This window comes from Larkinella ripae, assembly GCF_054780775.1.
In genome coordinates, this window is the sequence record NZ_BAAGVR010000028.1 from 390,519 (window position 1) to 410,798 (window position 20,280).

The 20,280-nt window shown below is 53.4% G+C and carries 14 protein-coding genes and 1 pseudogene; 11 read left to right on the top strand and 4 right to left on the bottom strand.

Features of this window, described 5'->3' with window-relative positions; all coding sequences use genetic code 11:
* The first annotated feature begins 1 nt into the window (after position 1).
* The 7 genes and pseudogenes from ACYVHX_RS23465 (at position 2) to ACYVHX_RS23495 (ending at position 11,847) form a co-directional block, all read left to right on the top strand.
* Positions 2-898 (top strand): pirin family protein, encoded by an 897-nt coding sequence (locus ACYVHX_RS23465; RefSeq protein ID WP_460674137.1) that lies wholly within the window; start codon positions 2-4, stop codon positions 896-898.
* Between the two features lie 214 nt (positions 899-1,112).
* Positions 1,113-1,739 carry a phosphoribosylanthranilate isomerase gene (gene trpF / locus ACYVHX_RS23470; RefSeq protein WP_460674138.1) on the top strand — a complete coding sequence of 209 codons (627 nt, stop codon included), beginning with the start codon at positions 1,113-1,115 and terminating at the stop codon, positions 1,737-1,739.
* A gap of 144 nt (positions 1,740-1,883) precedes the next feature.
* Positions 1,884-2,051 (top strand): annotated as a pseudogene (locus ACYVHX_RS23475) (PspC domain-containing protein); the annotation flags it as partial.
* A gap of 72 nt (positions 2,052-2,123) precedes the next feature.
* Entirely contained in the window at positions 2,124-2,402 is a 279-nt protein-coding gene (locus ACYVHX_RS23480) for a LiaI-LiaF-like domain-containing protein (RefSeq protein WP_460674695.1), read from the top strand.
* Positions 2,403-2,408: 6 nt separating this feature from the next.
* A complete protein-coding gene (locus ACYVHX_RS23485; protein ID WP_460674139.1) occupies positions 2,409-3,386 on the top strand; it encodes a LiaI-LiaF-like domain-containing protein in 978 nt (325 codons plus the stop codon).
* A 749-nt stretch (positions 3,387-4,135) separates the two neighbouring features.
* Positions 4,136-8,668: a putative Ig domain-containing protein gene (locus ACYVHX_RS23490; RefSeq protein WP_460674140.1), complete on the top strand. Its 4,533-nt coding sequence runs from the start codon at positions 4,136-4,138 to the stop codon at positions 8,666-8,668.
* Between the two features lie 278 nt (positions 8,669-8,946).
* Complete coding sequence (locus ACYVHX_RS23495) at positions 8,947-11,847, top strand: CotH kinase family protein (RefSeq protein ID WP_460674141.1); 2,901 nt, start codon at positions 8,947-8,949, stop codon at positions 11,845-11,847.
* 39 nt (positions 11,848-11,886) lie between these two features.
* On the opposite strand, the gene ACYVHX_RS23500 is transcribed toward ACYVHX_RS23495, so the two are convergent.
* The gene (locus ACYVHX_RS23500; protein ID WP_460674142.1) at positions 11,887-13,125 is read right to left on the bottom strand and encodes an ABC transporter permease; all 1,239 of its coding nucleotides are present in this window, start codon (positions 13,123-13,125) and stop codon (positions 11,887-11,889) included.
* A gap of 139 nt (positions 13,126-13,264) precedes the next feature.
* Here ACYVHX_RS23500 and ACYVHX_RS23505 point away from each other — a divergent pair, with 139 nt between their 5' ends.
* The 3 genes from ACYVHX_RS23505 (at position 13,265) to guaA (ending at position 18,301) form a co-directional block, all read left to right on the top strand.
* Positions 13,265-14,485 carry an exo-beta-N-acetylmuramidase NamZ family protein gene (locus ACYVHX_RS23505; RefSeq protein ID WP_460674143.1) on the top strand — a complete coding sequence of 407 codons (1,221 nt, stop codon included), beginning with the start codon at positions 13,265-13,267 and terminating at the stop codon, positions 14,483-14,485.
* Between the two features lie 168 nt (positions 14,486-14,653).
* Complete coding sequence (locus ACYVHX_RS23510; protein ID WP_460674144.1) at positions 14,654-16,642, top strand: sialate O-acetylesterase; 1,989 nt, start codon at positions 14,654-14,656, stop codon at positions 16,640-16,642.
* Positions 16,643-16,768: 126 nt separating this feature from the next.
* Positions 16,769-18,301, top strand: coding sequence for a glutamine-hydrolyzing GMP synthase (gene guaA / locus ACYVHX_RS23515; RefSeq protein ID WP_460674145.1), 1,533 nt, complete (start codon positions 16,769-16,771; stop codon positions 18,299-18,301).
* Between the two features lie 92 nt (positions 18,302-18,393).
* On the opposite strand, the gene ACYVHX_RS23520 is transcribed toward guaA, so the two are convergent.
* Together ACYVHX_RS23520 and ACYVHX_RS23525 are read right to left on the bottom strand one after the other, a co-directional pair.
* Positions 18,394-18,591, bottom strand: a complete 198-nt coding sequence (locus ACYVHX_RS23520) for a hypothetical protein (RefSeq protein ID WP_460674146.1) — start codon at positions 18,589-18,591, stop codon at positions 18,394-18,396.
* 12 nt (positions 18,592-18,603) lie between these two features.
* Positions 18,604-18,840: a hypothetical protein gene (locus ACYVHX_RS23525; protein ID WP_460674147.1), complete on the bottom strand. Its 237-nt coding sequence runs from the start codon at positions 18,838-18,840 to the stop codon at positions 18,604-18,606.
* A 135-nt stretch (positions 18,841-18,975) separates the two neighbouring features.
* Here ACYVHX_RS23525 and ACYVHX_RS23530 point away from each other — a divergent pair, with 135 nt between their 5' ends.
* Complete coding sequence (locus ACYVHX_RS23530) at positions 18,976-19,773, top strand: alpha/beta fold hydrolase (RefSeq protein ID WP_460674148.1); 798 nt, start codon at positions 18,976-18,978, stop codon at positions 19,771-19,773.
* Positions 19,774-19,804: 31 nt separating this feature from the next.
* On the opposite strand, the gene ACYVHX_RS23535 is transcribed toward ACYVHX_RS23530, so the two are convergent.
* The gene (locus ACYVHX_RS23535; protein ID WP_460674149.1) at positions 19,805-20,212 is read right to left on the bottom strand and encodes a RidA family protein; all 408 of its coding nucleotides are present in this window, start codon (positions 20,210-20,212) and stop codon (positions 19,805-19,807) included.
* Positions 20,213-20,280 lie beyond the last annotated feature (68 nt).

The following is a 20,280-nucleotide window of genomic DNA, read 5'->3' on the forward strand; positions in this document are numbered from 1 at the left end:
CATGGAAACACAAACTGCCTTGCAAAACCGGGTAACCGAGCGAAAAATAGTTACCCTGCATACCCCCGCTGCCCAACCGGGTTTTCTGGGACCGGGTCATACGGCCCGGGCCGTCATTCAAACCGGATTTGCCGTCAGTGATCCGTTTATCCTGCTGATGGACGATCAGCTTGACAAAAAAGGCGGAGAGCCGGTGGGCGGCCCGCACCCGCACGCCGGTTTCGAAACCGTAACGCTTTTACTGGAAGGTGAAATGGGTGAACCGGAGCACCTGATGAAAGCCGGAGATTTTCAGATGATGACGGCCGGCAGTGGAATCATCCATACGGAAACCATTGAGCGGGAAACCACCATGCGGCTGCTGCAACTCTGGCTGAACCTGCCTAAAAAAGACCGCTGGGCTCCCCCCCGGCTTCAGGATTTTTCCGCCGAAAACGTGCCGGAAGTGGTGCAGGACGGATTGAAAATCCGGCTGTATAGTGGTTCGCTGGCGGGCCTTTCGTCGCCCGTTCAGAATTACGTGCCGGTTATCATCGCCGATATTCAGTTGCAACCCAATACCACCACCGTGCAGCAGATCCCGGCTTCGTACACCGCCTTTCTGTACGCCATTGGGGGCAGCGTGCAGGTAGGCGACGATAAGGTGCTGCATCCGGATCAGGTGGGCTGGCTCAACCGCTCGGAAGAGCCGGGCCAAAGTGAATTGAAGCTGACCGCGGGCGAGTCGGGTGGTCGGGTGATTCTGTACGCCGGCCAGCCCCAGGGCGACCCGATCGTTTCGCACGGCCCGTTTATTGCCGACACGCAGGAGGACATCCGGCGGTTGTACCAGGAGTTTCGGCGGGGCCAGATGAGCCACGTCACTACCTTGCCGGAAGCGCGGCAAATGAAGTACTGATTCTGGTTGGAACCGGAGCGCGGCTGCCGCGGAGGGAATGAATTCAGGCGGTTTTTACCCGTTTTGATTCGCTCCCTCCGCGGCAGCCGCGCTCTCCTCAAAGACGGTTATGAGATAATTTGAGCTTTCGCTGGCATCGGAACGGGATCCGGATTTACCTTTGCCCTACTTTTTCCGGATTCATCCGACATCCCTTTAGTTATCGTTTCTCAGAATGGCTCTCAGCACAATCGTAAAAATCAGTAATGTTACCAACCTCAGTGATGCCCGCTACTGCGCCGGGATGGGCGTCGATCTGCTCGGTTTTTCGATGGACGAAGGTTCGGAGCAGTACGTGGCTCCCGACAAATTCAAGGAGATCCGGTCGTGGGTGACGGGTTTGCACATTGTCGGGGAGACGGCTTCAATGGACGCTATTGAAATTGAGCAGCTCGTCGAATTATACCAGCCGGATGTGCTGCAGATCGAAGAGTCGGCCTTGTTGCCGTATCTATCGACGTTTGATTGCCGCATTATTCTGAAAGCCGACCTGTCGCTGATGACGCTCGATCAGCTCGAAACCTTTTTTTCGTCCATTCAGTCGGATCAGGTCGACTATTACCTGCTCGAAAGCAAAGGCGCGGTCAATCTGGATGACGAACTGAAAACCGTGTTGCAGCACCTGGCGGCCCGCTACCCGGTTTTGCTCGGAATCGGTTTTGCGGCCGACTCCATCCACGATCTGCTGGCCGAACTGCCCATTCAGGGCATTGCGTTGACGGGTGGCGACGAGGACCGGCCCGGTTCGCGCGATTTTGGCGAGCTGATGGACATTCTGGAAATCCTGGAAACCGATGACTGAATTATTAGGTAAAGCCCGGTAGTATGTATTACCTATTATCCGGTAATCCGTACTTTCATCCGAACCCGCGTCCATTCTTCCCTTCTTTCTTTCAAGCTACCGAAAACCGCTCTAGGTTTACAGCGTATTTTAACTAATACGCTCATGACTAAACGCTTAGAACGTTATCGCGACGAAGCCATGTTGGGCGGAGTAGCCGCCGGAATGGCCCATTATTTCAACATTGACCGGACCTTGATCCGTTGTTTGTTCGTAGCCGGGTTTTTCCTGCCGCATGTTCCGTCCCTGATAATTTACGTTATCTTGTGGATTGTATTACCGGAACGGGTTTCCGGCTATTATCCTGCTTATCAATCTGAACCTTCAACTAATCTGTACACAACCATGAATACGAATGAACGCAATGGCAACCTCGTCGGTGGGGCAATTCTGGTCGGCATCGGATTTCTTTTTCTGCTCGACCGCTGGTTCGATGTCCGTTTCGGGGATATGTGGCCGCTAATTCTGATCGGGATCGGTGCCTGGCTGATTGTTAAAGACCGGAATCGCAACAACGACAACACTCCGCCGTCCAATGACCGGTATACCAGCGGGAGTGATCCGTACAATACCGGCACGAACGATCCGTACTCGTCCAACAATCCACCCCAACAACCGCTCTAACCCGCCATGAACCGAACAGGCTTATTCTGGGGTATTGCGTTGATTACGCTGGGCGTAGTCTTCCTGGGACATAATTACGACTGGTTCCACATCGACTGGAGTTTTTTCTCGCAGTTCTGGCCGGTGCTGATCATTCTGGCCGGTTTGAACCTGATTTTTTCGCGACGGAATGCCGGGGCTGCGCTGGTCACTACGGTTTTGCTGGCCGTAGCGGCCCCGCTGGCCATCGTGGGGGCGTTCCACGGAGACCGCTGGCATAACGACCATTTTGAATACAATTCGGATGACGACGACGATGACGATAATCAGGATCAGGAGTCGGACGACGCTGACGACCACGACCGGCCCCGGGTACAGACCAGCCACATTGCTGAACCCATGGACTCGGTTATTCAGCAGGCCAGCCTGAAGTTTGAGAGCGGAGCGGGGCGGTTTTACATTGGGGCACCCTCCGACAGCCTGATTGAAGCCGATACGCGAATGAGTGTCAGCAAATACAGCATGTCGGTCAGTCGGAGCGACGAAACGCGCTCGGCGGAGGTCGAACTGAAGCTGGACGACGACGAAATTGATCTGAAATCGGGCGAGCTCGTCAATGTGGTGGATCTGCGCCTGAATCCGAAACCCACCTGGTCGTTCGACTTCGGGATCGGGGCCGGACAAGCCAGCTTCGATCTGAGTTCGTACGCGGTGCGGTCGGTTAAACTGGGCGCGGGTGCTGCCGACATCGACCTGAAGCTGGGCGATCGTGCTCCCCAGTCCGATGTGAAAATTGAATCGGGGGTTACGTCCGTTACCTTAAAAATCCCGAAAACGATGGGCTGCCAGGTGGAGGCTCAGGGGGCATTAACCATCAAAAAACTCGATGGATTTATTGAGATTGGGGGCGGGGTTTATCAGACGTCGGGATACGGTGCCAGCCCTAAAAAGATCAATATCAATTACGAAGGAGGAGTCTCACGTTTTGCCGTTGAGCGGTATTGAAATAAGACCACGCTGCTAAGGCATAAATACAAACAAATACCTGTTGATACGTAAGTAGGTCATCTGGTGAAACGGCAGTTTTACCAGATGACCTTTTTTATTGCTGCTTTGCATTGGGGCCGGGTCAGTGAAACGGAAAATGAGTAATAATCACTAAAAAAGAAACCGTGTTGGTAAGTGACAATTGCTTCTGATAATTATAAGACGCCTGATGTCTAAAATCAGCATAGGTAGAACGGATTAAAGCATAAAATCCGGTTTTTATAAACAATAAATGTGTAAAATAATTATGCTGCCGTTTGATAAATTACTATTATTTTTCTTTGCAGGACAGTGGCTAATTCTGTAAAATTGGTTGAGAATAGGGCTTAACCTTTATTTTATAAGTATTTATCATTAGTGTATATACAAAAATAAATTTACTTTTGTCAGTGATATCGGTACAAAACACAATACGTAAATTATAGCGCATGGGATGGTGAAATATCGTTAAGCAACCGCAACGTCTCCCCACCATCCGACCTACTTTTCTTTTCCTCTCTCAACGAAGCCAGCCTAAAGCGTCACGCTATAGGAATATAATTTGTGCAAACAACAAAATAACTTATCATCCTGCCCTTATGAATTCTACATCTACTTTTCGAAAGCCCTTTTACGGCTTTTTGGTTTGTCTTTTCTGCCTCGGGATCATACCGTTGAGCGCGCAACCGATTCCGGTCACGCCGGGTTATTTTCAGGTTGATCATGGAATGAAACTGATTGTTTGTAATAAGATTCCGACGGTGCCATCGACTGCCCAGACGGTCACGCTGGTTTTCGATAAGGACTACACGTTAGCCAGTTCCGGCGAAGCGCTCCAGGTTGGCAGGGAATATACGCTGGGTAGCGCGAACGGGAATTACAAGCTGTTTTTTACCAGTTTTCCCATCATTTCGCTTAATACCGGCAACGTTGAAATCAGCAATGATGAAAACCGGACCAGTGGAACCGTATTAGTAGCCGACCCGTCGAAATCCCTGTTCACCACCAGCATGGGCATCCGGATTCGGGGCAACACCTCCCGGCTGCACCCGAAAAAGTCGTACAACATGGAGCTTTGGAAAGATGCGGCAAGCAAAGAGGAGTTTGAAACTTCGTTGCTGGGGATGCGCGAGGACAGCAAATGGTTGTTTAAAGCCATGTATAATGAACCGCTGCGGGCTAATAATATGACATCGTGGAACATCTGGCTGAAAATGCATCAATTGTATTATAAGGCGCAAGAGGCCGATGCTTTGCCGGGTATCCGAAATCGCTATTGTGACGTATTCATCAACAACTCGTACAACGGGGTTCATATGCTTACCGAAGACTTGGACCGTAAACAACTCAAACTCAAGAAGACCAAAGACAATGGCGAAATTCGGGGCGAGTTGTATAAAGCAGGCTTCGGTTCCGATGCCTCCGGGTACAAAAGCGTTTTCAACAAGAATGAGCTGCCTCCTTTTAACAACAACTCCGAAGTCTGGGCGGGTTACGAAATGGATTACCCGAAAGAACCGCGTTGGAATTCGCTGTTTGACCTGACAACGTTTGTCATAAAATCGTCGGATACGGATTTTAAAAACCAAATCGGCAGTAAATTCCGGCTGGATAACCTGATCGATTATTTTCTGTTCCTGAACGCAATTGGGGGTGTCGACGACAATTTCGGGAACAACCAGTTTGTGGCCCGGTATAAAGAAAATGAACCTTACTTCTACGCACCCTGGGATCTGGATGTGACGCTCGGAAATGTGGATGGTACGACGGATCCGGTGGCCGGACGGATTGGAACCAACGGTTTATTTCACCGCTTGCTGACGATTAACCCGAACGGTTTCAAGTCTAAAATGCGGAAAAGATGGTTTGCACTGCGGCAGGGCGACTGGTCGACCGCGAACTTCAAGAAAAGCCTGACCGACAACGTCACGAACCTGACGAACGACGGAGCTTACAAGCGGGAAGGGTTGCGGTGGCCGGGTTCGTTAAATCCGGCCGAACACAACCCGGTTCTGACCTGGATCGAGAAACGGCTGGCTTTTCTGGATCAGTATTTCGGCGAGTTTCCGGACGAAGATCCGTCGGCGGTCGAAATCAATTTACAGGGCTTTACAGCACAGGCCGTGGGTAGCGAAAAACTTCTTCAATGGACCACCAGCCTGGAAAAAAATGCCGCCCGGTTTGAGGTGGAGTTTAGCGCGAATGGATCGGCGTTCGCCAAAGTGGGCCAGGTGACGGCGTCGGGCAACAGCACGAGCGAGAAAGCGTATCAGTTTACGCATCCGGAGGCTTCAGCCGTGGCTTATTACCGCCTGAAAGTGTTCAACAAAGACGAACTCTACACGTACAGCCCCGTGGTGTTGGTCGGAAATTGCCCCAGTCCCCCGGCAGTCCCCACCCTCACCGCCAGTGTAACGGCCATTAATGCCGGGCAAAGTCAGCTTTTGAAAGCAGCGGGATGTGCCAACACCGTCGTGTGGAATACCGGCCAGACCGGCACCCAGATTACGGTAACACCTACTACTACCACCAGCTACCAGGCCCGTTGCCGGGAGACTGCCGGATGCGAAAGTGACTTATCGAACCCACTTACCATCAAGGTCAACGTCCAGACGGCGTACGATGGGTACCTGAGTACGGCCAGTTGCAGCGTAATTTCGGGCTGGGCGTGGGATAGTAAAAAACCGAATGATCCCGTACTGGTGGAAATCCTGGATGGACAAACGGTGGTCGCAACGGCGCTGGCAAATATTTACCGCTCGGAATTGCAAACCGCCGGAAAAGGCAACGGGATTCATGCGTATGCGTTTGAAACGCCAAAAGCCCTGCTGGACAACAAATCGCATGTACTATCGGCCCGGGTACAGGGCAGCACGACGGCGCTAAAACAATCTCCCCGGACCATTACCTGTCCACTGGCCACCTACGCCCCGCAGCCGCCAACCATTGCCGCCCTGGCGGCCACGATCAACAAGGAGTTTTCCTGGTCCTTACCTACGTTTACGGATTTGGACTACGCCACGATGTCTTACAGTTTGAGTGGGTTACCCGCCGGGCTGACCTTTGCGATGATCGGACGGAAAATTTCGGGCATCCCCACGGAAAGCGGAACCTTCAACCTGGTTTACAGTGCTAACGACGGCCAGACCAGCAATTCGACGCCGGTAAAACTGGTGGTGAGCAACGCTTCGTCCGAACCGACCAATCAACCCCCGGCGGCCCCCACGGTTTCGCCCCTGTCAGCGACGGTTAATGCGGCTTTTTCCGCAACCCTGCCCGGTTTTACGGATTCCGATCCGCTGACGTATAGCCTGGATGGGCTGCCTAATGGGTTAGGTTTTGCGCCGGGCACTCGCCAGATCTCGGGGATTCCTACGGTGAGCGGAACGTTCAGCCTGACGTATTCAGCCAACGACGGACAAGCATCCGAAACGGCCCTGATTTCGCTGGTGGTGAGTACTACGGTTGTGACACCACCCGCCAACCAGCCGCCCCAGGCACCGGCGGTGTCGCCTTTATCAGCCACGATTAATGCGGCATTTACGGCCACGCTGCCGGTTTTTGCGGATACCGATCCGCTAACCTACGCGCTGGCAGGCTTGCCCAACGGTCTGAATTTCAATGCCGAAGAACGCAAAATAACCGGCACTCCCACGGAAACCGGGCCTTTCAGCCTGACCTATTCGGCCAACGACGGACAGGCGTCGAACACCGTCCTGATTGCACTGGTGGTGAGCAACACGGTAACGGCGCCACCGACGAACCAACCCCCGGCGGCCCCCACGGTATCGCCCTTGTCGGCCACGGTCAACGCGGCATTTTCCGCAACCTTGCCCGAATTTTCGGATAGCGATCCGTTGACGTATGCGTTGGCCGGTTTGCCGGGTGGGCTGATTTTTACGGCCAGTTCGCGGAAGATCACCGGTTCACCCACCACCAGCGGAACGTTTAGCCTGACCTACACGGCCACCGACAGCCAGGCTGCCAGTACAGCCGTGGCGGTAGCATTCACCATCAGCCCGGCTCACTCGCTGCCCTCATCGACGACCTTGACGGGTAATTTCGAGGGCTACCTCGACAAAGTGGAATGCGGCACGATGCGCGGCTGGGTGTGGGATCGCAACAAACCGAACACGCCCCTGACAGTCGAATTTTTCATCAATGATCAGTCGATTGGAACCGCCAGCGCCGATATTTTCCGGCAGGATCTGAAAGATGCGGGCAAAGGCAACGGCGCCCACGCCTACAGCTTCACCACGCCCGGCCGTATCAAAAATGGAACGACCTACCAGATTAGTGCCCGGGTGCAGAACAGCAACTACATCCTGAAAGGCGCACCCAAAGCCCTCAATTGCCCGGTCGAAGGCACCCCGGCGAACCAGCCCCCGCAGGCCCCGTCGGTGAATCCGCTGGCGGCTACGGTAAACGCTTCTTTTTCCGCGACTCTGCCGGTTTTCACGGACACCGATCCGCTGACCTACGCGCTGAGCGGTTTGCCCGGTGGCCTGAATTTCAACGCCGGTTCGCGCCAGATTAGTGGCTCACCCACCGAAACCGGGACCTTTACGCTGACGTATTCAGCAACGGATAACCAGGGGGGCAGCAATTCCGTGGCAATCGTGCTGAAAGTCAGCGCGGTTTCCTCAGAACCACAAGGACCCGTAACGGGTAATTTCGATGGCTATCTGGACAAAGTGGAATGCGGCAGCATTCGGGGTTGGGTTTGGGATCGCAACAAACCGAACGCAGCGTTAACGGTCGAATTCTTTGCCAACAATCAATCCATTGGCGAAACCGTTGCCGATATTTTCCGGCAGGATCTGAAAAATTTGGGCAAAGGCAATGGCGCCCACGTGTATAGCTTCACGACGCCCGCCAGCATCAAGAACGGTACGACGTATCAGATCAGCGCGAAAGTGAAAAACAGCAATTATGTATTGAGCTGGTCGCCGAAACCCCTCAACTGTCCGTCGGGCAGCCGGGTAGCCGGAGAAGGAGCAGAGGCAGAATCCGTGGAGGGGCTGACGGTTTGGCCCAATCCTTCGAACGGGCAATTTGAGGTGCATTACCGGCTGGAGGCCGGTTCGGCAGGGGAGTTGTCCATCCTGGATGCTTCAGGCCGGGGCTGGTACCGCAAAACCGTAGAAGGGGAAGGACCGCAGCATCAAAAAGTGTCGTTGTCGGGTGCGCAGGGGATTTTCATCATCCAGTTGCAGCAGGGTAAAACGGTGAAAAGTAAGAAAATTATCATCAACCCCTAAGGCAATCAGGCTGAATGTATAACGGATTGGGTGTATAGAATTGAAAAAGAAGAGCGCGTCGTGCTCTTCTTTTTTTATACCCGGTTTTTAAAGAAATCCGCCGAAAGATAATTCATTCCTTCTTTTCTTTATTAATTCCAATCTATTGTTGTATTTGTAAAAAAAATGACACCAAATAATTAAATTAAGCGAAGCCCATGAGGATAAAATTTACGTTTCTAAAACCTTCATTTTGCCGCCTTGACCGAATCATTTTATTGTTTTTTTTACTGGAAGCGGTGCACGGTCGGGCACAATCTCTTTCCATTGAGCAGGGGCGGTTTCAAATTGACAAATCCGCCAAAATTATTGTCTGCAATCAACTTCCGGTTTCGTTGGGTGAATCACCGGTAAAGCTGCTTTTCGATCAGCAGGAATTTGCTGTTTCAGGCGTTGTAACCAACTTCGAAATCGGCAAGAAATACAGCGTGACGAAAGACGGTACAACTTACGCGCTGTTTTTTACCAATTTCCCAATCATCCGAATCAATACCAATAACGTTAAAATCAGCGAAAACGACGATTTAACGCGGGGATCGGTGTCGATCAATCCGGCATCCGGCGCTGCGTTTACGTCGTTTATGGGAATCAAAGTGCGGGGCGCAACCTCCCGAACGTACCCCAAAAAATCGTATAAAATTGAGCTTTCGCAGGACGAAGCCGGCAACGATTCGCGCGATGCGTCCCTGCTGGGGTTGCGGGAGGATAGTGAGTGGCTGTTGATGGCAATGTACAACGAACCGATGCGGCTGACCAACGTGACTTCCCACGCGCTCTGGCTGAAAATGCACAAATTATATTACGCTAGCAAGGAACCGGAGGCCAATTCGGCGATTCGGACGCGCTATTGTGATGTGTTCGCCAACGATACCTACCTGGGGGTTTATGCGTTTGCCGAGGACATGGACCGGAAGCAACTGAAGCTGAAAAAAACCGGGGACAACGGCGAAATCCGGGGTGAATTATACAAGGCCGACGGCTGGTCCAACGCAACAACGTATGCGTCTCCGCTGCCACCCTACAATGCCAACGCGCAGGAGGGCTGGTACGGTTATGAACAGAAACTTCCCAAAGATCCCTACCACTGGGCCAATTTATACGACTACCTGAAATTTGTGGTTAATTCGTCCCCGGAAGTGTTTAACGCCAATATCAAAACCTGGCTCAGGATTGATAATGTAGTCGATTATTTTCTGTTTTTAAACCTCATTCGCGCAACGGATAATACCGGCAAGAATGTGATTTTGGCCCGGTACAAAGAAGGGGAACCCTATTTTTTTATTCCCTGGGATTTGGACGGTTCATTCGGGTATTTGTTCAGTTCCGGAAAAGCCAACGTGACGAATGATATTCTGACCAACGGCTTGTTTAACCGGCTCATGAACCGCAACTCCGATGGATTCAATTTTAAGCTGCGCAAACGTTGGTTTGAATTGCGAAAAAATGAATTGTCGACGGCGAATTTAAAAAAGGATTTGTCGGATAATAACGCCCTGCTGAAAACCGAAGGAGCCTACGATCGGGAGCGAATTAAATGGGGTTCGTCGGTCGATAGTGAAGCGCTGGCCTACATGCATACCTGGGTGGAACAACGCACGGCTTATCTGGACCAGTATTTTGCCACCATTGCGGAAGAAGGAGCGGTGGTGAACAACCACGAAGGGTTTTTATCGACGGTCAATTGCTCATCGATCAGCGGCTGGGCCTGGAACAACACCGCGCCGAATACGCCGGTCACGGTTGAGTTTTTTGAAGGGTATTCCATCGTGGGTGAAACTTCCGCCGGTGTTTTCCGGCAGGACCTGAAAAATTCGGGCAAAGGCAATGGTGCCCACGGTTTTGACTTTGCGATGCCCGGTTTTTTGAAAGACGGAAAACCACATTACATCAGCGCCCGCGTTAAAGGCACCGGTTTTGTGCTGAAAGACTCCTATAAAACGTTCAACTGCCCGGGCAACGGAACGGGAGCGCCCACCAACCAGCCGCCCCAGGCGCCGGCGGTATCGCCCTTGTCGGCCACGGTGGGGGCGGCTTTTACGACGACCCTACCCGGTTTTACGGATTCCGATCCGCTGGCTTACACGCTTTTCGGCCTGCCCAACGGTTTGACCTTTACCGCCGGTGAACGCAAAATTACGGGTTCGCCCACCGTGAGCGGAACGTTTAGCCTGACCTACACGGCCACGGACGGACAGGCGGTGACCCCGGCTTTTGTTTCGCTGGTGGTTAGCAATCCGGTTTCGGAACCCCCTACCAACCAGCCGCCACAGGCTCCGGCGGTTTCGCCCTTGTCGGCCACGGTGGGGGCGGCTTTTTCCGCAACCCTGCCCGGTTTTACGGATTCCGATCCGCTGGCCTACACCTTGCTCGGCTTGCCCGATGGCCTGACTTTCAACGCAGCAGCGCGCACCATCACGGGTTCGCCCACGGTCAGCAATGCCTTTAGCCTGACCTATACCGCGCTGGACAGCAAGGGGGCGAGCAGTTTTGTGCTGATTACGCTGACCGTCAGTCCGGCTTCGCCGGTGCCGCCTGTCACCGTAACGGGGAATTTTGACGGCTACCTGGATAAAGTCGAATGCGGCAGCATCCGGGGTTGGGTCTGGGATCGCGACAAACCCAATCTGGCCTTAACCGTGGAGTTTTTTGCGAACAATGTTTCGATTGGAACCGCCAAAGCCGATATTTTCCGGCAGGATTTGAAGGATACGGGCAAAGGCAATGGCGCCCACGTCTATTCGTTTCCGACACCCGCCAGCGTCAAAACCGGCACGAATCACCAGATCAGCGCCAAAGTTCAGAACAGCAATTACGTCTTGAAATGGTCGCCCAAATCGCTGAACTGCCCCGTGGGAAGCCGCCTGAGTGGCGAAGAAATGGCTGTCGAAGCCGTTGAAGGTCTGGCGGTTTGGCCGAATCCATCCGACGGGCGGTTCGAAATTCGCTACCGGCTGGAAGGCGGGAAACCGGGTGAATTGTTGGTGATCGACGCGGCCGGCCGGGGCTGGTTCCGCAAAGTGGTCGAAGGCGAAGGGGTGCACCGTCAAAACGTGTCGCTATCGGGTGCGCAGGGGACGTTTGTGATCCAGCTGCGGCAGGGCGATACGGTTAAAAGCCGAAAAATCATTCTCGGTCGATAAAACCGGGTTGGAAAACAGGAGGGCCCGGTGTGGGTCCTCCTATTTTTTGAAAACCAGCGCTTTGATCGGTTGAATCCGGGTGGCAATCAGGGTGGGCAGCCAGAGAACCAGTGCGATCAATATGACGGTGGCGATGTTAACCAGCGCAATCATCGTAAAATCCCAGGCAATCGGAACCGTGTCCATGTAGTAATTCTTGGGGTCGAGCGGAATCAATTTAAAATAATACTGAAGGGCGCACAATCCAATGCCCACTAAATTGCCAATCAGCAATCCTTTCACGACCATGTTCAAACCGACGTACAAAAAGATGCGCCGGATCAGGGTGTTCGGACTGCCAAATGCCTTCAGAAGCCCAATCATCGGGGTTCGCTCCATCATCAGCACCAGCAGAATCGCCACCATGTTAAAACCGGCCACGAAAAGAATCAGCACCAGAAAAATGCCGGTGTTCTGGTCGAGCAGCACCATCCAGTCGAACAGCGGTTTATACGTGTCCGTCACCCGCACGGGACGCATATCGGGCGATGCCGCATCCCGAACCTGGCGGTAGGTATTGTCCAGTTGGCCGAAATCATGGACGAAAATTTCGTAACTCCCCACCGAATCCATGCCCCAGGCGTTTAGTTGCTGAATCAGGCGTAAATCGCCGATAATCATCACGTTATCGCCTTCTTCCAGTCCGGTATCGTAAATGCCCGTTACCTGGAGTTTGCGGGGCCGCAGCGTATTGCCGATAAAATACATGATGACATCTTCGCCCACATGGAGTTGAAGCCGGTCGGAAATCCGCTTGCTGATCAGAATCTGGCAGGAATAATTGGGGTTGCACTGGCCACTATCCGTGAAAAACCGGGGGATGGTGCCCGCTACCAGCGACGATTGGAACAGGCTCCAGTCGTATTCGCGCCCGACGCCTTTCAAAATGGCGCCCGATAGTTCATCGGCGGTTTTGAGCATCCCGGCTTTGGTGGCAACAGCCTGAATATGACGGATGTTTGGAATGTTTTTGGCCTGCTGGAAAAGGGGCGTTTTAAGCGCCAGCGGGGTTTCTTCGTAGGAGTTATTCAGCGAAAATTTGGAAACCGTAATGTGGGAGCCAAACACAAAAATCTTCTGCTGAATCCCGTATTTGTACCCGAACAAAACCGCAAAGGCCACGATGATGCTGGCTAATCCGACGGCAATGCTGGCAATACCAACTTTGGTAACGGTAGCCGAAAAACTCGTTTTGGACGTGTGACGGATGCGCCGGGCAATAAAAAACGGAACGTTCAAGGGCAAAAAGATTAGCGGTCAGGAGCCGGGTTGAAAACCGGTTTTGTTTCATTAACTGAAAAAGTAGAAACCGGTTGACCGTTTTCGATAAAAAAATCACATAAATGTAACAGATTTGCAGCATAAACAACCTGTAACCATGACTTCATCCGGAAAATTGCTGCTGCTGATGGGCCTGCTGGCGGTTCTGGGCCTGCCCACCGGCTGTTCGGGGCAATCCACCCAAAAAACGCCCGCTTCGACCGCGGAAGGGATTCGGACCGGGGCCGAACAAATGAATTTATACCTGCCTTCGCTGCTGGGCAGGAAAGTCGGGATGATTGTCAACCACACCTCCGTGGTCGGCAAAACCCACCTGGTCGACACCCTGCTGTCGAAGGGCGTTCAGATCAAAACCATTTTTGCGCCCGAACACGGTTTTCGCGGACAGGCAACCGATGGCGAAAAGGTTGCCAACGGCCGCGATCCCCGGAGTGGGGTCCCCATCATTTCCCTGTACGGTGCCAACCGCCGACCCACGAAGGAGCAGCTGGATTCGCTGGATGTGTTGATCTTTGATATTCAGGATGTGGGAACCCGGTTTTACACCTACATCAGCACCATGCATTACGCCATGGAAGCCTGCGCCGAATATAAAAAACCGCTGCTGGTGCTGGACCGCCCGAATCCGAACGGGCGCTACGTTGACGGGCCGATTCTGAATCCGCAGTTCAAGTCGTTTGTGGGCATGCACCCGATTCCGATTCTGCACGGGCTGACGGTCGGGGAACTGGCGCGGATGATCAACGGTGAAAAATGGCTCAAACCCCTGAAAGGGACGATGGAACTGCTGTGCCCGCTGACGGTGGTACCGGTTAAAAACTACACGCACCAGGAACCGTACACCCTGCCAGTGGCCCCTTCGCCCAACCTCCCGAATCAGCAGGCCATTTTGCTCTATCCGACGCTCTGCCTGTTTGAGGGCACGGTGGTGAGCGTGGGTCGCGGAACCGACAAGCAGTTTCAGGTGATCGGTGGACCGGAAAATCCCAAATTCGGGCCCTACCAGTTTACGCCGGTGGACAAACCGGGGGCCGTCAATCCACCCCAGGAAGGCAAACGTTGTTACGGGCTGGATCTGTCGGGTGTCGATGCCAGCAACCAGGGTTTGTCGCTCCGCTACCTGATCGAGTTTTACAACAAAGCCCTTGACCGGGACAAGTTTTTTCTAGCGACCAATTACATTTACAAACTGTATGGCAATGACCAATTGCCGTTGCAGCTTAAACTCGGCCTGACGGAAGAGGCCATTCGGAAAACCTGGGAACCCGGTTTAGGGCAGTACAAAGAAAAACGCACGAAATACCTTCTTTATCCCTGACACTGACCGGTTACGAAATCCAGTCAATAATCCGCTGAAAAATCCGGGAATTGCCCTACGATCTGTTGGTTAATCCAATCAGAACGGTGATATTCGTGTTGATTCGTTACAGGTCATATGAAAATAAAATTTCCTGTTTATTTTTGGATTGTTTGCTTTCTTTTCCCGTTGACAACCGTTGCCCAGGTTTCGGTGAAATGGCAGAAATGGCCGGCGGTTTTGCAGCTTTATCCCCGCGACGATCAGAACAAAGCCGAAGTACCCATTGCGGGCGTGTTGCAGTCGGCGGTCTATTCACACGCATCCGTGCTGGTGTTTCAGAACGGCAAACGCTGGAAATACCAGCGGGTGGCCGTTACAAAAACCGGTACTCAGTCTCAATTTCAGCTCAATCCGACCATCAACGCCGGTTTATACCTGTATAAATTTGCGGTGTATGCTCGCACTGGCTCCGACTCGGTGCTGGTCGACACGCGCGATAACATCGTGTGCGGAGACGTTATTCTGTTCAACGGGCAATCCAATATTACGGCCTATTACCCGAGTGATTATTTTTACCGGAATGAGTACCTCCGGACCTTTGGCAATAGTGCTTCTGCGACACCAGACACCCTGTGGCATTTGTCGAATGTTCAGGAAGGGCAGAATGGCCGGATCGCCACCGAACTGCAACGGTTGATTATGGAAAATTACGGCATGCCTACTTGTCTGATAAATGGGGGCGTAGGCGGAACTTCGCTCAAAGACCACATTTACCGCAATCCTGCTAATCCGGCCGATCCCACTACCTTATACGGCCGGCTCCTGTATTGGGCGCAGAAAGCGGGCGTCGCCAATCGCATTAAAGCCTTCGTCTGGCGACAGGGCGAAAATGAGGCCGGGGGCGGAACGGCAGAAGGTTATGAGGAAAGTATTCGATTGCTGTATAAAAACTGGCAGGCCGATTTTCCGGACGTGAAGAAATTTTACTTCGCGCAGGTCAATCTATTGGCTAATTATAACACGGGGGCTGCTCAGTTGCGGGATTTTCAGCGTCGGACACCCCAGATTTTTCCGCGCACGGAAGCCATTGCCACCGTGGGGCTTTCGGCTTACGACGGGGTGCATTACGGGCCACCGGGTCAGTTTCAGTTTGCCAACGAGCTTTTTCGCATCATTGCCCGCGATTTTTACCAGTCGAAAGACGTAGCGGGTATTTCGTCGCCCAACCTTCAGAAGGCGTATTACCGCACCAAGGAAAAGCAGGAACTGGTGCTGGAGTTTGAACCCGGCGCCAGCATGGTCTGGAAACAGGATACGGTTGTGGACGGCACGACGAGGGATATTCGGGATTTTATTTACTTCGATTACGCCGGAGTGCAGCAGGGCCGCGCCATTGCGAGCGGGTCGGCGGAAGGAAATCGGGTGTACCTGAAACTCAGCAAACCGGTTTCGGCCACGACCATCACCTACCTGCCCGATAGTTACGAAAAACCGTTCGGTGGCCCTTTCCTGAAAAACAGCCGGGGCATGCGGGCGCTGACGTTCCACAAAGTCGTCATCGGCGAACCAAAGGAACCGGAACCCGCGCCGGATACGCTTTACGCCGGTACGCTGGAGGTGGCCAGTTGCGACACCATCAAAGGCTGGGTGGGCAGTTCCAATTACCCGGATGCTTCGTCGATCTCGGTGGAGATTCTGGCGAACAACACGGTCATTGGCTCGTTGAAACCGGCCGAGGTTCGGGCCGATCTGAAAAACGGCCAACGCGGTTTCCGGTTCCCGACGCCGGAAGCGCTGAAAAACGGCCAGAACCAGACCATTTCGGTTCGGGTGAAAAACAAAGCCTATGTGCTGGCAGGCAGTCCGAAAACCTTCACCTGCACCAAAGAGCCGCCGATTCTCAGTGTACCCGGTTTGGAAGTGCTGAACGTCAGCGTCTATCCGAACCCCACGCAGGGGCGAATATCCATCCGACTGTTCATTCCGGGCGGGAAAACCGCCACCCTGGGACTGACGGACCTGACCGGCCAGCGGGTCTGGGAGCGCGTTGTTGTCGGAGCGGGTAAACGGCACGAGGAAGTCGTCGATATTCCCGAATCCATGACCCGGATGCTGCTGGTTTCGGCCGAAATCGACGGCCGGAAAGCCGTTCGGAAGGTGCTTATGAACCGCTGAGCCGTCCGGAGCGCAAGGCGGTTTTCCCTGTTTCGGGCTGCAACCCGACGATTACTTGAAGGGATTCAGCGGTTTCAGTTGTCCGGTTCCCAAAAACACCCTAATTTTGGGTTTTAGAAACGTACCATGACAACCGAACAAATACTTATCCTCGATTTCGGTTCGCAATACACCCAATTGATTGCCCGCCGGGTGCGCGAACTCAACGTGTACTGCGAGATTCACCCCTACAACCACATTCCCCCGATTAGTCACGATGTCAAAGGCGTTATCCTGTCCGGCAGTCCCTGCTCGGTTCGGGACGATGACGCGCCGATGGTCCATCTGGCGGCTTTTCGGCATAAATTGCCGGTTTTGGGTGTTTGCTACGGCGCCCAGCTCCTGGCTCACACCAGCGGGGGTGAGGTAAAAGCGTCGGCCATTCGCGAATACGGCCGGGCGAAATTGAGTACAGTCAACGCCGAAAATCCGTTGCTGAAAGGACTGGAGGCCAATACGCAGGTCTGGATGTCGCACGCGGACACCATTACGTCGGTGCCGGAAAATTTCCAGATCATCGCTTCGACGGAAAGTGTTCGGGTGGCGGCTTTTCAGGTGGCGAATGAAGCAACCTACGGCATTCAGTTTCACCCTGAAGTGACGCATTCGACGCAGGGAAAAACGCTGCTGAAAAACTTCGTGGTCGATATCTGCGGTTGTTCGCAGGACTGGACGGCCGAGTCCTTTGTTGAATCGACCATTGCCGAACTGAAACAGAAATTAGGGAACGATAAAGTGGTGATGGCGCTGTCGGGCGGGGTGGACTCGTCGGTGGCGGCAACGCTCGTGCACCGGGCCATCGGACAGAATCTCTACTGCATTTTCGTCGACAACGGCCTGCTCCGGAAAGACGAGTTTGAAAGCGTGCTGGAATCGTACCAGGATTTGGGCCTGAATATCAAAGGCGTTGATTCCAAGGACCAGTTTTATCACGCGCTGACCGGTTTGACTGACCCCGAAGCCAAACGCAAAGCCATCGGAAAAACGTTTATCGACGTGTTCGACCAGGAATCGCACCTGATTGAAGACGTGGACTGGCTGGGGCAGGGCACCATTTACCCCGATGTGATCGAGTCGGTTTCGGTGAAAGGACCGTCGGCCACCATCAAATCCCACCACAACGTCGGCGGCTTGCCCGATTACATGAAACTGAAAGTCGTGGAGCCGCTCAATACCCTGTTTAAAGACGAAGTGCGGGCGGTCGGCAAAACGCTGGGATTGCCCGATGCCATTCTGAAACGCCACCCATTTCCCGGCCCGGGTTTGGCCATCCGGATTCTGGGTGATATTACGGAAGAAAAAGTCCACATCCTTCAGGAAGTAGACGCCCTGTATATCAACGGATTAAAGAAGTACGGTTTATACGATCAGGTCTGGCAGGCGGGGGCCATCCTGCTGCCCATCCAGTCGGTGGGGGTAATGGGCGATGAGCGAACCTACGAACGGGTGGTCGCGCTGCGCGCCGTGACGAGCGTCGACGGGATGACGGCCGACTGGGCGCACCTGCCCTACGAATTTCTGGCGGACATTTCCAACGAAATCATCAACCGCGTCAAAGGCGTCAACCGCGTCGTTTACGACATTTCCTCCAAACCGCCCGCTACAATTGAGTGGGAGTAAAAGGTGAAATGATGACTTAGGAATGAGGAACGATAAATGGCTGACGCAGTCATTACTTCATCGTTCCTCATTCCTAATTCATCATTTAAACCTTAGTCTTCAACGCTTCGTCCGTTTTCTTCTTCCTCATCTTCGTACAACGTGCTTTCGGCCAGATCGGGTTCGGGGCCGGGCAGGTTGCCGGATGGGCTGATTTCGGGTTCCAGTTCTTCACCGGTGTCCGCGTTGTTGCGGGCCATTGTGGAGGCCACGCCCTGATTTTCATCTTCGGCCGGGTTGTACGTTTCCATACGGTTTTTGAGTTAGGTCCCGCTGCGGGTTACTTTCCCACCGAGGGCGTAGTTATCGTCCTGGTGGTGATCGTGTTCGCCCGTAGGGTCACCATCTTGGTCCACCGGCTCGTCGTCGAGTTCGGTTTCTTCCTCCCTTTCGTTGAGTTCGTCGTTGTCGCCATCTTCAATGGCCGCACCACTTTGGTTCGTAAACAGGTCGGGGTCCATGCGCCAGGCCCGCGAGCTGATGAGTTCCGGATTTTTCATACTGTTTTTGACATGGTTCAGGGAATAATACAGACACGGACTGAAAGCTGCGTGATCCCAGCCGTCTATACGCTAATAACCACGCGGTTGAGGAAAGGTTTTTTTAGTAACTTACCTGCCTTAACATCTGAACCTGTGAAAAACCTTTTGATCCTGTTGGCGCTGGTGGGGCCCCTGATTGGCTCGGCACAAACCGCCCGCGAGCCGTTATTTACTTCTTTTGACGGCACGAAAATCCATTACGAAGTGGCCGGTGAAGGAAAACCGGTGGTGCTGGTACACGGTTTTATGGGCACGGCCAATTCGTGGCAAAAAGCCGCCCTGCGACAAGCGCTGCTGGAAGCCGGCTACCAGGTGGTTCAACTGGATTTGCGCGGCAACGGCCTGTCCGACAAACCGCATTCCGTGACGGCCTATCAAAACGACGCCGAAGCCCGCGACATCATGGCGTTGATGAAGCACCTGAAGCTGAAAAACTACGATGCCGTCGGCTACTCGCGCGGTTCGATCATTACGGCGCGTTTGCTGGTGCTGGATAAAAACCTGCGCTCGGCGGTTCTGGGGGGCATGGGTGCCGATTTTACGGACCCGAACTGGACTCGCCGGATGGCTTTTGCCGAGTTGTTCAGCGGAAAAGCGCATTTGCATCCGGAGTTTCAGGGCGCCCTGAATTCGGCCAAAACCCGGGGACTTGACACGCTGGCACTCGGTTTTCAGCAACAGGCGCAGCCCTCGACCAGTCCGGCGGAGTTAAGCAAGGTTCAACGACCGGTTTTGATTATTTGCGGAGACCAGGACGAAGACAACGGCCGGGCCGGTGACCTGGCGAAGCTCCTGCCCCGTTCAACCCTCAAAACCGTACCCGGCAACCACGGCAACACCTCGGGTTCGGAAGCTTTTGCGCAGGAGGTGCTGGCATTTTTGAAAAAATAAAGCCGCCTGACTTATCCCAAAACCGCCGGATTCATTCTGCCTTGAAGGCAACCGCTTCAATTTCCACCAGATAATCCGGATTGGCCAAACCGGCCACCAGAATTGTGGAAATGACGGGCGGTTTTTTCAGTTTCTGCAAAAAGCCCTGCGCCCCTTCAAATCCCTGGCGCAGATCCTGGTCCTGCCTAATGTAGATCGTTAATTTGAACAGGTCGTCCAGCGTTGCACCACTGGCGAGCAGGGCGGTTTCAACGTTATTTAGCGCCTGTTCGGTTTGCAGGGCAATATCCCCTTTACCAATGATTTCCTGGTCTTTGGTAATGGCGTTTTGGCCGCCAATGTAAAGGGTGCTGCCGGGTCCTTTGGTAACGGCAACTTGCGAAAAAGCGGGATTTTTCAGCAATTCGTCCGGGTTCAGTAATTCGATGCTTGCGCTCATCGGGTTTTTTTGGTTAAAGCTAACGCGCTGGAATGGCTTTTAAACTCCTGAATAACAAGCGATCCGGC

What these genes read in the sequence shown, in the direction of transcription:
- ACYVHX_RS23465 (WP_460674137.1), top strand. Translation starts at nt 2, where the DNA reads ATGGAAACACAAACTGCCTTGCAAAACCGGGTAACCGAGCGAAAAATA.
- trpF (WP_460674138.1), top strand. Translation starts at nt 1,113, where the DNA reads ATGGCTCTCAGCACAATCGTAAAAATCAGTAATGTTACCAACCTCAGT.
- ACYVHX_RS23480 (WP_460674695.1), top strand. Translation starts at nt 2,124, where the DNA reads ATGAATACGAATGAACGCAATGGCAACCTCGTCGGTGGGGCAATTCTG.
- ACYVHX_RS23485 (WP_460674139.1), top strand. Translation starts at nt 2,409, where the DNA reads ATGAACCGAACAGGCTTATTCTGGGGTATTGCGTTGATTACGCTGGGC.
- ACYVHX_RS23490 (WP_460674140.1), top strand. Translation starts at nt 4,136, where the DNA reads ATGAAACTGATTGTTTGTAATAAGATTCCGACGGTGCCATCGACTGCC.
- ACYVHX_RS23505 (WP_460674143.1), top strand. Translation starts at nt 13,265, where the DNA reads ATGACTTCATCCGGAAAATTGCTGCTGCTGATGGGCCTGCTGGCGGTT.
- guaA (WP_460674145.1), top strand. Translation starts at nt 16,769, where the DNA reads ATGACAACCGAACAAATACTTATCCTCGATTTCGGTTCGCAATACACC.
- ACYVHX_RS23520 (WP_460674146.1), bottom strand. Translation starts at nt 18,591, where the DNA reads ATGGAAACGTACAACCCGGCCGAAGATGAAAATCAGGGCGTGGCCTCC.
- ACYVHX_RS23525 (WP_460674147.1), bottom strand. Translation starts at nt 18,840, where the DNA reads ATGAAAAATCCGGAACTCATCAGCTCGCGGGCCTGGCGCATGGACCCC.
- ACYVHX_RS23535 (WP_460674149.1), bottom strand. Translation starts at nt 20,212, where the DNA reads ATGAGCGCAAGCATCGAATTACTGAACCCGGACGAATTGCTGAAAAAT.